The organism is Pseudomonas sp. B21128, assembly GCF_044218865.1.
GTDB lineage: Bacteria > Pseudomonadota > Gammaproteobacteria > Pseudomonadales > Pseudomonadaceae > Aquipseudomonas > Aquipseudomonas iridis.
The window spans coordinates 2,818,724-2,831,341 of record NZ_CP162590.1 but is presented as its reverse complement, the minus strand read 5'-3'; the positions used below and the strand labels follow the sequence as shown (position 1 = coordinate 2,831,341).

The window sequence follows — 12,618 nt, the reverse complement described above, 5'->3', positions numbered from 1 at the left end:
CCCCTGAAATTCCTGTGGGAGCTGGCTGGCCAGCGATGGCGTCCGGTCAGTCGATACATTTTTGGCTGATACACCGCTATCGCTGGCAAGCCAGCTCCCACAGGTTTTGTGGTGTTCACAAAATTCAAGGTTGAATTACAATCCCGGTGGGAGCGAGCCTGCTCGCGAAAGCGTCGTGTCAGATAAGCAATTGACGACTGACACGGCGCTTTCGCGAGCAGGCTCGCTCCCACATTGGATCTCCACCGTCTCTAGTGACTGAGCAGGTCAACGAGGGCCAATGCGCCTTTCTGTAGCGGCTGGCTCTTCAGCCAAACCGCGTGCACCGGCAGCACCAGGCCATTTTCGATGTTGCGAAAATTCAGCCGTTTCAAACGCCCGGCATCCAGTCGCGACTGCACCACCGACAGCGGGAAATTGCCCCAGCCCAATCCCGCCTCGACCATCTCCATCGCTGTTTCCAGCGTATCGGTGCGCCAGTGAGATTCAGCCACCAACGGCCGCGTCTCACTGATCGGCAAGTCACGACTGGCGACGAAGATTTGCCGTACGTGCACAAGGTCTTCCAGAAACAGATCCTGGCCCTGCAAGAGCGGACTGTCCGCCGCCAGCGTAGCGATCATCCGTTCGCTGCCGACAAACTGAAAGCGCTCCAGCACGTTCATGCTCAACCCGGCGAACGCCAGACACACACTGACGCGGCCGCTGTGCAGCATCGCCAGCACATCATCCTGCGGCGCCGTCAGCACTTCGATGTCGAGCAGCGGATGGCGCTCGGCAATAGCCTTGATCGCCGCCAGCAAACGCCGACGGTCGATGTCCGCGGTCACGCCAATCGACAACCTGCTCTCCAGCCCCAATGACAACTCCACCGCGTGCACTTGCAGTTGCTTGAGCTGCCCGGCGATCAGCCGGGCATGAGGGACCAGTGAAAGCGCCATTGCCGTCGGTTGCGGTTCGCGATGGCTGCGATCAAACAGCGAATAACCCAGTTCGGCCTCAATGTTGCCGATGCCCATGCTCACGGCCGACGGGACTTTGCCCAATGCGCGGGCGGCGGCGGAAAACGAGCCGCGTTCAATCACCGCAAGGAACAGTTCAATGCTGTCGCTGTTGAAATTCAATGGATCAACCTATCAATAAAACTGAAAGCTTCTGACTTTTTCTGTCAACCCTATTGAAGCTATCTTTCGCCGCCTCCGCCAGTCCCACTGGCAACAAATGGCAAGAAAGAGGCAAATCTGCATGCAAGGCGTCAAACGCAAACTGGTCTATGTGTCGCTCTACGAAGTGATCGGCATGACCTTTTCCGCCCTTGGTCTGGCGCTGTTGTCGGGCACCTCGCCGGGCAGCACCGGGCCGTTGGCTGTGATCATCACGACCATCGCCGTGACCTGGAACTTCATCTATACCTCGATGTTCGAGCACTGGGAAAGTCGTCAGCAGTCACGCACCCGCACCGTAAAACGACGCATCGCCCACGCAATCGGTTTTCAACTGACGTTGATCGTGTTCCTGATTCCGTTGATCGCGTGGTGGATGAATATCAGCCTGGTGCAGGCTTTCCTGCTGGATCTGGCGCTGATCATCTTCATCCCTTGCTACACGTTTGCCTTCAACTGGCTGTTTGATCGAGTGTTTGGTCTGCCCGCTTCGGCGTTGCCGGATTCGGCGGCGGCGACGTCGTAGGACTACGCCCGCTCGCGATCACAGTGGTTCATTCAACGAAGATGTTGAATGAACCAGCGTCATCGCGGGCAAGCCTGCTCCCGAAGGGTTAAGGGCTGATCAGACTCACATCAGTTCAGCTGCAAGGTCTCATTGAACTGGCTGATCGCATCCACCACATGCCGCGAGCCTTGCTGGATTTCCAGGATCACCTCGCCCGCCTCGTTCGCCAATTCAACCCCAAGCCCGGTGCGGCTCAAACTCGATTGCATGCTCGATACCGCGCTTAGCGACAAATCGTGGTTCTTGCGCACCACCTCGACAATCTCCAGCGTCGCCTGACTGGTGCGAGCAGCAAGACTGCGCACCTCATCCGCGACCACCGCAAAACCCCGCCCGTGTTCGCCGGCCCGCGCCGCTTCGATAGCCGCGTTGAGCGCCAGCAAATTGGTCTGATCGGCAATGCCGCGAATGGTCTGGACGATGGTGCCGATGATGTCGGACTGCTTGCTGACCGCATCGATGCTGACCGCCGCTTCGTTGAGATCGCGGGAAATGTCCTGAATGATCTGCACCGTTTGCTGCACGACCTGTGAGCCTTTTTGCGCGCAGGCGTCGTTTTGTACCGAAGTGCTGTGGGCCGATTCCGCGGCGTTCTGCAACGTGGTCATCTGATGGGTGATGTCGCTGGCGAACTTGACCACTTTGTACAAACGCCCCTTGGCGTCGAACAACGGGTTGTACGAAGCTTCGAGGTAAACCATCTGCCCGGACTTGTTTTTGCGCTCGAAGCGATGGGAGTGATATTCGCCGCGATTGAGCGAAGCCCAGAATGCCTTGTATTGCATCGACTCGGCTTCGGCGCGATGGCAGAACATGCTGTGATGATGGCCGACGACTTCGCTGAGCGTGTACTGCGTGGTCTTGAGGAAGTTTTCGTTGGCGGTGATCACATTGCCCTCCGGCGTGAATTCGATCACCGCCATCGAGCGACCAATCGCCGCCAGCATGCTTTCCTCTTCATGTTCCTTATTGATCCGCGCGGTAATGTCCGACGCCACTTTGATCACACTTTTAACTTGGTTGTCCTGGCCATAGACCGGCATGTAACTGGCTTCGAGCCAGACCTCCTTGCCGCCCTTGTTCAAACGCAGGAACGTCCCGCTGACCGGCTCGCCCCGGGCCAGGTCACGCCATAACTTCGCGTACTCCTCACTGCGATAAAACGCTTCTTCGCAAAAGATCCGGTGATGTTTGCCGCGCACTTCTTCGGCGCCATAACCCATGGTTTTGCAGAAGTTTTCATTGGCATCCAGAACGATGCCATCGGGGCTGAACTCGATCATCGCCATCGAACGGCTGATCGCTGCCAACTTGGCATTGGCTTCAGTCAAGGCACAGCTGAAGCGCTCGATTTCCTTCAGGTCAGCCTTGTGATGTAGGTTGAACATGGTTGTATCACCTTCCGCGCGTTCTTTTGATTTGATGAAAGTTCAGGTCTTTCAGAATCCACCACTACGTTCCACAGAACAGGCACACGCATTCCTCCACGGGAGGAAGTTGTCAGGTGATAAATGATGATTAATCGGAGCGTCCATGCAGCAACGCTCTAATCAAGACATCCTTCTCTTGATAGCCCGGTTGCGGGCCAGCCCTAACGATTTGAAGAACTTCCATTTAAATGACGCTCCTTGTTGGTTCAGTGTCGGTGCCTCGGGTTGCGCACTCTGGCAGCATGAATCACGGACTAACCCTATGCACTCGCCATGCCTTGGCATGACGGTCGACATAGTTAGTTAGGTGTCAGCATAGCCAGCGCAAAGACTGATGCAAGGCCACTAGTCGGCCAGTATCTGGCACTTTTTGCACAAAAATCGGTTCAGCCAGAAACAAAAAAAGCCTTCTGGAGGCTTTTGTGCAAGGGCGAGCGTGAAATCCGCAAATTATTTCTGATGAAGGCAGGAGCCCAGGAACCGGGCTCCCGAAGGGCGTGATCAGTGACCGAATACGTCTACCTTCTTGGCTTTTTTCTCCGCCCGCTTCTCAATCGCGGTCTTGGCCGGTTTCTTCTTCGCGGCTTTCTTTGAATCCATACCTTTGGACATGATGATGACTCCACTCACAGGGCTGTAGGCTCAGGTATACACCTATCCAGTGACGCACGTTCTTTTATAATCGCCGCCTCCTCCACCGCCAGTCCGATCCCATGCCCGACACCCAGTACAGCCTGCTCGACGAATCGTTATGGCCGTTGATGAACAAGTTTTACCGCCGCCACCAGTCTTCGATGAAAGCCGTGCGCGAGGCGCAACTGTGGGTGGCGCGACGTGGCGACATTGTTGCGGCGCTGTGCCTGCGGCCGGTGGCGGGTGGGATGTGGTTAACGGGGTTGTTTGTTGATCCGGAGTGCCGTGAGCAGGGAGTTGCTGCGCAGTTGATCAGCATTGCGGTGAAGGATGTGAAAGAGCCGGTGTGGCTGTTCTGCCATCCGGATTTGCGCGGGTTTTATGAGCGGCGCGGGTTCAGTGTCGACCCCGCCCTGCCCCAGGCGATGGCGGAACGGTTGAGCCGGTATGCGCGGAGCAAACCGATGATTGCGATGGGCTTGAACCCTTGAAACTGATAAAAACCAATGTGGGAGCGAGCCTGCTCGCTCCCACAGGGGATTATTGTGGACTCGGTTTATTCGTCCGCTGCGGGATCAAGGTCGGGGAAGATCACTTCGGTAAAACCGAACTTGCTGAAATCAGTAATCCGCGACGGGTACAAGCGGCCGATCAAATGGTCGCATTCATGCTGCACCACCCGCGCATGGAAACCTGAAGCGACCCGCACAATCGGCTCGCCCTTCGGATCAAAGCCTTCGTAGCGAATCAGTTGAAAGCGATCCACTGCGCCCCGCAAACCGGGCACCGACAGGCAGCCTTCAAAACCTTCTTCCGTCAACGTATTGAGCGGCGTGATCAGCGGATTGATCAGGATGGTCTGCGGTACCGCTTCGGCGTCCGGGTAACGTTCGCTGTGCTCGAAACCGAAGATCACCAGCTGCAGATCGACACCGACCTGCGGCGCGGCCAGGCCGACGCCGCCGACGCTTTCCATGGTCTGGAACATGTCGTCGATCAGTTGCCACAGCTCCGGGCTGTCGAACATTTCCGGCGGAACCGGCGGGGCGATACGCAGCAGGCGCTCGTCGCCCATTTTCAGAATTTCACGAATCATGATCTGGCTTCGTCAGTGTCCGGCTTGATCGAGTGATCGCGACCCAGGCCCGAGACGTGTTGTTTGGGAGTTTCATCGAGTTCGCCGGGGACTTTCTCGCCCGCGTCCTTGCCTTCGTTCGACATGTGCTCGATCACCGCATTCATCTCCGCGCCGAGCAGCAACACGGCTGCGGAAATGTAGAAGTACAGCAAGAGCACAATGATCGCCCCGATGCTGCCATACATCGCGTTGTAGTTGGCGAAGGTTTTGACGTAAAACGCAAAGCCCAACGAGGCAATGATCCATACCACCACGGCCAAGACCGAGCCCGGTGTGATGAAGCGAAACTCCTGTTCGACGTCCGGCATCACGTAGTAGATCAGTGCCACGGCGACCATCATCAGAATCACGATCACCGGCCAGCGCGCGATGGTCCACAGGGTGACGATGAATTCCTCAAGCCCCACCTGCGCGGCGATCCAGCCCATCACCTGCGGCCCGAGCACCATCAGCGCCGCCGCCACCAGCAACATGCCGGCAATGCCGACGGTGTAGACGATCGACAGCGGGAAGCGCTTCCAGACAGGTCTGCCTTCGACAACGTCATAGGCGGCGTTCATTGCGCTCATCATCAGGCGCACACCGGCAGACGCGGTGTACAGGGCAATGACGATACCCACCGAGAGCAAGCCGCCCTTGGACTGCTGCAGCTGATCAATTACCGGGTTGACCTGCTCCAGCGCTTGTGGCGGCAGCACCAGCTCCGACTGCAGGCGCAGCCAGGAGAAGAAGTCCGGCAGGTGCAGGAAACCGATCAGGGCAATCAGAAACAGGATGAACGGGAACAGCGAGAACAGCATCTGGTAGGCCAGTGCCGAGGCGTAGGTCGACATCTCGTCGTCGATGAACTCTGTGACCGTGCGCACCATCACCCGGTGCAAGGGCAGACCTTTCATGTTCGGAAAAATCATTCGCGTCTCCTTTCGCCGCAATACAGGTTGAAGTCGTGGCGACTCAGGGGCCGTTTTTTACATCACGGTAGCCTGTTTGGCGACCCTTGCAGGATAACCGCAGGCTTTTGACACAAAAACGGCCATCCTTGGATGGCCGCTCGTGTCGTTTGTTCAAGGCCGGATTACGCCTTGTCGACAGTGTTCTTCACTGCATCTTTGGCTTTGCCTACTTCTTGCTGGGCTTCGCCTTTCTTCTCTTGGATTTTGCCTTCGACTTGCAGCTTGTCATTGTCGGTAGCTTTACCGACGCCTTGCTTGACGTTGCCGACGGCTTCGTTGGCCATGCCTTTTACTTTATCGCCTGTGCTACTCATGGTGTTTCTCCTTGGTGCAATGAGGGGAAAGTCAGTACGTAATGATTGACTGGTCGGGTTTGCGCCAAGTTTCATTTATTTTTGGCGGCTCATTTCGTCGCGGCGTGCAGGTTGGGCTTTATGTTTGCTCGCCCAGCCCCGAGAATGCGCACCTATGGGCGCCGTGCGCCAGATATCCGATCCCGCAGGAATGTTATGAAACTCGATAAAAAGCTGGCCATTGCCCGTAGAAACCAGGAACTGGGCGGTGCCGTGCTCGGCGTCAACAACTGCCACTTCGCCGAACTGAACCGTAACCGCAACATCTGGTGGTTCGACCTGCCGGTGGCGCGCCTGGCCGTCGGTCAGTACGAGTGGATTCACCTGCTGATGCACACACCGGCTACCGACGAACTGCTGCACCTGAAAGTGCCGACCGTGTTTCTGCGTGAGAAGCTCGAAGGGCTGGTGATTCGCAATGAAGGCAAGCGCAAGGCTGCGTTGAGCCTGGAATTGAGTGCGGACAAGGATTCGTATCTGCAGGACATGCGTCCGACGGGGACTAACGTGAATTTCGCGCCGTTCCGGCAGTGAGACAGGGGAACGCCCTCTTCCCTCACCCTAGCCCTCTCCCAGAGGGAGAGGGGACTGACCGAGGTGTCTGGATGAGCTACACCGACCTGAAATATCTAGTCGAACTCAGGTTCTGAAATGCCCCCGATTGGCTCCCCTTCCCCTCGCCCATTGGGAGAGGGGATTGGCCGAGGCGTTTGGATGAGCTACGCCGACCTGAGAGATCAAGTCGAACTCGGGATTTGAAAAGCATGAAGATCTGCCCCCTCTCCCATTGGGAGAGGGCTGGGGTAAGGGGCTGGTTTCAAGTAGCCACATATTCCTCAAGCCGAAAGCCAAATCCTTCAGCAACAAAAAGCCCCGCATCTGCGGGGCTTCTTGTTTACGCGGCGTTTTTCGCCTTGATCTTCTTCAGCTCTTCATCGCGCAGTTCGCGGCGCAGGATCTTGCCGACGTTGGTGGTCGGCAGCGCATCGCGGAACTCCACCGAGCGCGGCACCTTGTAACCGGTGACGTTGGCGCGCATGTGTTCCATCACCTGTTCTTTGGTCAACGTGACGCCCGGTTTGGCGACGATGAAAATCTTGATCGCCTCGCCCGACTTCTCGTCCGGCACGCCGATGGCGGCACACTGCAACACGCCCGGCAGGGTTGCCAGCACGTCTTCCAGTTCGTTCGGGTAAACGTTGAAACCGGAGACCAGAATCATGTCTTTCTTGCGATCGACAATACGCATGTAGCCATCCGGCTGGATCAGCGCGATGTCACCGGTTTTCAGCCAGCCGTCACTGTCGAGCATTTCATCGGTGGCGTCCTGACGCTGCCAGTAACCCTTCATCACCTGCGGGCCCTTGACGCACAGCTCGCCGATTTCACCCAGCGGCTGCTCGACACCGGCATCGTCGATGACCTTGCACAGGGTCGACGGCACAGGAATGCCGATGGTGCCGATCTGGATGTGCTGGATCGGGTTGACCGTGGCCACCGGGCTGGTTTCGGTCATGCCGTAACCTTCGCAGATCGCACAACCGGTGACCGCTTTCCAGCGTTCGGCAGCGGCCAGTTGCAGGGCCATGCCGCCGGACAGGGTCACTTTCAGCGCCGAGAAATCCAGCTTGCGGAAACCTTCGTTGTTGCACAGCGCCACGAACAGCGTGTTCAGGCCGACGAAACCGCTGAACTTCCACTTCGACAGTTCCTTGACCATCGCCGGCAGGTCGCGCGGATTGCTGATCAGGATGTTGTGGTTGCCGATCAGCATCATCGCCATGCAATGAAAGGTGAACGCGTAGATGTGGTACAGCGGCAGCGGCGTGATCAGGATCTCGCAACCTTCGTTAAGGTTGGAACCCATCAGCGCCTTGCATTGCAGCATGTTGGCGACGAGGTTGCGGTGGGTCAGCATCGCGCCTTTGGCCACGCCGGTGGTGCCGCCGGTGTATTGCAGCACCGCCACATCACCGCTGTCCGGGTTGGCTTCAGCCACAGGCTGACCCTGGCCCTTGCTCAGCACGTCGTTGAACTTGACGGCTTTTGGCAAGTGATAAGCCGGGACCATTTTCTTCACGTACTTGATGACGCTGTTGATCAGCAAGCGCTTGATCGGCGGCAGCAGGTCGGCGACTTCGGTGACGATGACGTGTTTGACGCCGGTTTTCGGCACCACGGCTTCGGCCAGGTGCGCCATGTTCGCCAGGCACACCAGCGCTTTGGCACCGGAGTCGTTGAATTGGTGTTCCATTTCCCGCGTGGTGTACAGCGGGTTGGTGTTAACCACGATCAGCCCGGCGCGGATCGCACCGAAAACGGCCACCGGGTATTGCAGAACGTTGGGCAGTTGCACGGCGATTCGATCACCGGGCTGCAAATCGGTATGCTGTTGCAGATACGCGGCAAACGCACCGGACAATTCATACAATTCACCGTAGGTGATCGTCTTGCCCAGGTTGCTGAAAGCCGGTTTGTCGGCGAAGCGTTGGCAGGATTGCTTCAACACTGCCTGAATGTTCGGATACTCGTCTGGATTGATGTCGGCAGCAATTCCAGCCGGGTATTTATCCTTCCAAAAGTCTTCGATCATGGAAGCCCACTCCTCAGCAACGCGAATTCTTCACCGCATTTGATGCGATTATTATTGGTGTGTGTTTTGTATTGGTGAATCTGGCTTGTATATAGGCCGAGAAGTCACAAAGCGCGCCGAGAGTAGCAGCTTTGCCGAGGGTCGACTAGAGCCAAAAGCGGCCCCTACAGTCACATTGATGACTCAAGACTTTCTAGCAGTCATTTTAGAGCAAAAATCCTAGAACACCTCGAAAGCCCCCGAAATTCAGGGGCTGCACCCTGAAAGCATCGCGGGCAAGCCCGCTCCTACAGGGGCATTGTAGATCCCTGTGGGAGCGTGGCTTGCCCGCGATCCGCGCAAAGCGCGAACCTTCACTGATCAAGCGATATCGCGCAACTCACGCCGCAGAATCTTCCCGACCGGCGTCATCGGCAACGACTCACGCAACACAATGTGCTTGGGCACTTTGTACGCAGTGAAATTCTCCTTGCAATAAGCCTTCAGCTCTTCAAGGCTGACGCCGTTTTCCCGCGCCACCACGAACAACTTCACCGCCTCGCCCGAACGCTCGTCCGGCACACCGATCACCGCGCAGTTGGCGACTTTCGGGTGGGCCATGACCACGTCCTCGATCTCATTCGGATACACGTTGAAACCGGAAACGATGATCATGTCTTTCTTGCGATCCACGATACGCACGAAACCGTCCGGATCGATGACCGCGATGTCGCCGGACTTGAACCAGCCCTCAGCATCCAATACTTCAGCAGTGGCATCGGGTTTGTTCCAATAGCCTTTCATGATCTGCGGGCCCTTGATGCACAGCTCGCCACGCTCGCCCATGGGCTGCTCGACGCCGTCGTCGTTGATCACTTTCAACAGTGTGCCCGGCACTGGCAAACCGACGGTGCCCAGACGCGACTGGTCGCCGTAAGGGTTGGTGCACGCCACCGGCGAGGTTTCGGTCAAGCCGTAACCTTCGGTGATGCGGCAACCGGTGATCTGCTCCCAGCGTTCGGCCGTCGCCTTCACCAGCGCCGTGCCGCCGGAGTTGGTCAGTTTCAGTGTGGAGAAATCCAGGGTCTTGAAATCCGGGTGCTCCATCAATGCGACAAACAAGGTGTTGAGCCCCAGCAGCGCCGAAAACTTCCAGTTCTTCAATTCCTTGATGAACCCGCCAATGTCCCGTGGATTGGTGATCAGTACGTTGTGGTTGCCGGAAACCATCATGCACATGCAGTTCGCGGTGAAGGCATAGATGTGGTACAGCGGCAGCGGCGCGATCATCACTTCCTGGCCTTCGCGCAGGAGCGGCTGACCATCCGGGCCGAGTTGCGCAAGGCAGGCGCGCACTTGCTGCATGTTCGCCACCAGATTGCCGTGGGTGAGCATTGCCCCCTTGGCGAGGCCTGTGGTGCCGCCGGTGTATTGCAACACGGCGATATCGTCGAGGCCGGCCTTCAGCGGCTTGATGCCCAGACCGCGACCCATGCGCAGCGCGCTTTTGAAAGAGATCGCCTGCGGCAATGAATACGCCGGGACCATTTTCTTCACTTTGCTGACCACGGTGTTGACCAGCCAGCCTTTGGCGGTGGGCATCAGGTCGCCCATCTTCGCTTCGATCAGGTATTGAATGTCGGTGTCGGGGAGCACTTCCTGGACTTTCTGGCCGAACATGTTCAGGTAGACCAACGCCCGCGCGCCGGAATCCTTGAATTGGTGGCGCATCTCCCGCGCGGTATACAGCGGGTTGGTGTTGACCACGATCAGCCCGGCGCGCAACGCACCGAACACGGCAATCGGGTAATGCAGGACGTTGGGCATCTGCACCGCGATGCGGTCCCCCGGCACCAGATCGGTATGCGCCTGCAGGTAACCGGCGAAGGCCGCGCTCTGGCGCTCAAGCTCGGCGTAGGTCAAGGTCACGCCCATGTTGCTGAACGCCGGGCGATCCGCGAACTTCTTGCAGGAACGCTCGAACACCTCGATCACCGACTTGAACTCCCCCATGTCGATGTCCAGCGGTACGCCGGCGGGGCGTTTGTCATTCCAGAAATCAGGTTGCATTGGTCTTGTCCTCTTTACCTGAGCCGATCCGGGCCGCTTTCTGTCATTTCTGAAAAAGCGGAGCTTCACGGACACTAGCAGTTATGGCCATTCAGGCAAATATGGGCGAGGTCCTCATTGATCGTGTGAATCTTCGTGCCGTGGCGTGGGCTGATCAGACGCGCTATACAATGTGCCGACGCTGAGCAAAGGAATCGCCATGACCCACGACACCCTATGGCTGGACGCGAGTGACCGCAGCCGCCTGTACGTCAATCGCTGGCTGCCGCCCGGGCCGCTCAAAGCGGTGATCCTGCTGGCCCACGGCATGGCGGAACACAGCGCTCGATACGCCCGACTAGCCGACACGTTTTGCGACAAAGGCTATGGCGTGTACGCCCCGGATCTTCGCGGACATGGCAAAACCGCCGATAACGGCACCCTCGGGCATTTCGCCGATGACGACGGCTGGTGCAAAGTCATCGGTGATCTGGCCAGTCTCAACCAGCACATCGGCCAGCAGCATCCCGGCGTGCCGATCATCCTGCTCGGCCACAGCATGGGCAGTTACCTCGCCCAGGGTTATTTGCTGCATCACAGCGCCAGTCTGCACGGGGCGATTCTCAGTGGCTCGAACTTCCAACCGGTGGCGCTCTATGGCGCGGCGCGGCAGATCGCCCGTCTGGAGAAGCTGCGCCAGGGCGGCAAGGGACGCAGCGCGCTGATCGAGTGGCTGTCGTTCGGCTCGTTCAACAAAAAATTCAAACCGGTGCGCACACCGTTCGACTGGCTGAGCCGCGATCCGGCTGAAGTCGACAAATACGCCAACGACCCATTGTGTGGTTTTCGCTGCACCAATCAGCTGTGGATCGACTTGCTTGGCGGCTTGCAGCAAATCAGCAAAGCGTCCAATCTCGCCCAGATCGCTCCGGGCCTGCCATTGCTGGTAATCGGTGGTGAATGTGATCCGGTGAGCGATGGCAAACGTCTGAAAGATCTGGCTGATGCATTGCGCTCGGCCGGCAGCCAGAACCTGCAACTGAAGATCTACCCGCAGGCGCGGCACGAATTGTTTAACGACACCAATCGCGACGAAGTGATCGCCGATGTGCTGGCCTGGATCGACCAGACCCTGAGCCATCCACGCCCTCAGCGCAGCGAATAATTTTTTGTGGATTGATCCAATCCATCACAGGAATCGAGACCGATGACCCAGGTTACCAACATCCCTTACGAAGCCCTCGAAGTCGGCCAGACCGCCAGCTACAGCAAGACTGTCGAAGAGCGTGACATTCAGCTGTTCGCCGCGATGTCGGGCGACCATAACCCGGTGCACCTGGACGCCGAATTCGCCGCCGCCAGCATGTTCAAGGAGCGCATCGCCCACGGCATGTTCAGTGGCGCGTTGATCAGTGCGGCGGTGGCCTGCGAACTGCCTGGACCGGGCACCATTTATATCGGTCAGCAGATGAGCTTTCAGAAGCCGGTGAAGATTGGCGATACCTTGACGGTACGTCTGGAAATTCTCGAGAAGCTGCCGAAGTTTCGCGTGCGCATTGCCACCCGCGTGTTCAACCAGCGTGATGAGTTGGTCGTGGATGGCGAGGCCGAGATTCTGGCGCCGCGCAAGCAGCAGACAGTGACATTGCCGACGTTGCCGGCTATTAGCATTGGCTGAATGATTGCGCTGTGTCAGGAAAATCTTTTCCCCTCACCCCAGCCCTCTCCCCCAGGGGGCGAGGGGGGAAAGAGAGCAGAT

The 12,618-nt window shown here is 57.8% G+C and carries 11 protein-coding genes and 2 pseudogenes; 5 read left to right on the top strand and 8 right to left on the bottom strand.

Annotated features, from left to right (window positions below):
* Positions 1-251 precede the first annotated feature (251 nt).
* The gene (locus AB4P91_RS12530; RefSeq protein ID WP_395604884.1) at positions 252-1,124 is read right to left on the bottom strand and encodes a LysR family transcriptional regulator; all 873 of its coding nucleotides are present in this window, start codon (positions 1,122-1,124) and stop codon (positions 252-254) included.
* Between the two features lie 121 nt (positions 1,125-1,245).
* On the opposite strand from AB4P91_RS12530, the gene AB4P91_RS12525 reads away from it, so the two are divergent.
* Complete coding sequence (locus AB4P91_RS12525; RefSeq protein ID WP_150597743.1) at positions 1,246-1,689, top strand: PACE efflux transporter; 444 nt, start codon at positions 1,246-1,248, stop codon at positions 1,687-1,689.
* A gap of 110 nt (positions 1,690-1,799) precedes the next feature.
* Here the strand turns inward: AB4P91_RS12525 and AB4P91_RS12520 are convergent.
* Both AB4P91_RS12520 and AB4P91_RS12515 read right to left on the bottom strand, forming a co-directional pair.
* Positions 1,800-2,228, bottom strand: a pseudogene (locus tag AB4P91_RS12520) (methyl-accepting chemotaxis protein); the annotation flags it as partial.
* Between the two features lie 162 nt (positions 2,229-2,390).
* Positions 2,391-3,014: pseudogene (locus AB4P91_RS12515) on the bottom strand (PAS domain-containing protein); the annotation flags it as partial.
* Positions 3,015-3,874: 860 nt separating this feature from the next.
* Here AB4P91_RS12515 and AB4P91_RS12510 point away from each other — a divergent pair.
* Positions 3,875-4,285, top strand: a complete 411-nt coding sequence (locus tag AB4P91_RS12510; RefSeq protein ID WP_150592905.1) for a GNAT family N-acetyltransferase — start codon at positions 3,875-3,877, stop codon at positions 4,283-4,285.
* A 65-nt stretch (positions 4,286-4,350) separates the two neighbouring features.
* Here AB4P91_RS12510 and def read toward each other — a convergent pair whose 3' ends face one another.
* From def to AB4P91_RS12495, 3 genes are all read right to left on the bottom strand, one after another.
* Positions 4,351-4,890, bottom strand: coding sequence for a peptide deformylase (def, locus tag AB4P91_RS12505; protein ID WP_150597740.1), 540 nt, complete (start codon positions 4,888-4,890; stop codon positions 4,351-4,353).
* On the bottom strand, positions 4,887-5,843 hold the full coding sequence (locus tag AB4P91_RS12500; protein WP_395604883.1) for a YihY/virulence factor BrkB family protein: 957 nt from the start codon (positions 5,841-5,843) through the stop codon (positions 4,887-4,889). Before AB4P91_RS12500 ends, def begins: the two co-directional genes overlap by 4 nt.
* Positions 5,844-6,007: 164 nt before the next feature.
* On the bottom strand, positions 6,008-6,199 hold the full coding sequence (locus tag AB4P91_RS12495) for a CsbD family protein (protein ID WP_150592902.1): 192 nt from the start codon (positions 6,197-6,199) through the stop codon (positions 6,008-6,010).
* A 195-nt stretch (positions 6,200-6,394) separates the two neighbouring features.
* Here AB4P91_RS12495 and AB4P91_RS12490 point away from each other — a divergent pair, with 195 nt between their 5' ends.
* Positions 6,395-6,772, top strand: a complete 378-nt coding sequence (locus AB4P91_RS12490; RefSeq protein WP_042560592.1) for a hypothetical protein — start codon at positions 6,395-6,397, stop codon at positions 6,770-6,772.
* 361 nt (positions 6,773-7,133) lie between these two features.
* Here the strand turns inward: AB4P91_RS12490 and fadD1 are convergent, their stop codons facing one another.
* Both fadD1 and fadD2 read right to left on the bottom strand, forming a co-directional pair.
* The gene (gene fadD1 / locus AB4P91_RS12485) at positions 7,134-8,831 is read right to left on the bottom strand and encodes a long-chain-fatty-acid--CoA ligase FadD1 (RefSeq protein ID WP_150597738.1); all 1,698 of its coding nucleotides are present in this window, start codon (positions 8,829-8,831) and stop codon (positions 7,134-7,136) included.
* Positions 8,832-9,191: 360 nt separating this feature from the next.
* Complete coding sequence (gene fadD2, locus AB4P91_RS12480; RefSeq protein ID WP_150592900.1) at positions 9,192-10,880, bottom strand: long-chain-fatty-acid--CoA ligase FadD2; 1,689 nt, start codon at positions 10,878-10,880, stop codon at positions 9,192-9,194.
* Positions 10,881-11,079: 199 nt separating this feature from the next.
* On the opposite strand from fadD2, the gene AB4P91_RS12475 reads away from it, so the two are divergent.
* Together AB4P91_RS12475 and AB4P91_RS12470 are read left to right on the top strand one after the other, a co-directional pair.
* Positions 11,080-12,024, top strand: a complete 945-nt coding sequence (locus tag AB4P91_RS12475) for an alpha/beta hydrolase (protein ID WP_150592899.1) — start codon at positions 11,080-11,082, stop codon at positions 12,022-12,024.
* Positions 12,025-12,066: 42 nt separating this feature from the next.
* A complete protein-coding gene (locus tag AB4P91_RS12470; protein WP_003227420.1) occupies positions 12,067-12,537 on the top strand; it encodes a MaoC family dehydratase in 471 nt (156 codons plus the stop codon).
* Positions 12,538-12,618 lie beyond the last annotated feature (81 nt).

What these genes read in the sequence shown, in the direction of transcription:
- AB4P91_RS12525 (WP_150597743.1), top strand. Translation starts at nt 1,246, where the DNA reads ATGCAAGGCGTCAAACGCAAACTGGTCTATGTGTCGCTCTACGAAGTG.
- AB4P91_RS12510 (WP_150592905.1), top strand. Translation starts at nt 3,875, where the DNA reads ATGCCCGACACCCAGTACAGCCTGCTCGACGAATCGTTATGGCCGTTG.
- def (WP_150597740.1), bottom strand. Translation starts at nt 4,890, where the DNA reads ATGATTCGTGAAATTCTGAAAATGGGCGACGAGCGCCTGCTGCGTATC.
- AB4P91_RS12500 (WP_395604883.1), bottom strand. Translation starts at nt 5,843, where the DNA reads ATGATTTTTCCGAACATGAAAGGTCTGCCCTTGCACCGGGTGATGGTG.
- AB4P91_RS12495 (WP_150592902.1), bottom strand. Translation starts at nt 6,199, where the DNA reads ATGAGTAGCACAGGCGATAAAGTAAAAGGCATGGCCAACGAAGCCGTC.
- AB4P91_RS12490 (WP_042560592.1), top strand. Translation starts at nt 6,395, where the DNA reads ATGAAACTCGATAAAAAGCTGGCCATTGCCCGTAGAAACCAGGAACTG.
- fadD1 (WP_150597738.1), bottom strand. Translation starts at nt 8,831, where the DNA reads ATGATCGAAGACTTTTGGAAGGATAAATACCCGGCTGGAATTGCTGCC.
- fadD2 (WP_150592900.1), bottom strand. Translation starts at nt 10,880, where the DNA reads ATGCAACCTGATTTCTGGAATGACAAACGCCCCGCCGGCGTACCGCTG.
- AB4P91_RS12475 (WP_150592899.1), top strand. Translation starts at nt 11,080, where the DNA reads ATGACCCACGACACCCTATGGCTGGACGCGAGTGACCGCAGCCGCCTG.
- AB4P91_RS12470 (WP_003227420.1), top strand. Translation starts at nt 12,067, where the DNA reads ATGACCCAGGTTACCAACATCCCTTACGAAGCCCTCGAAGTCGGCCAG.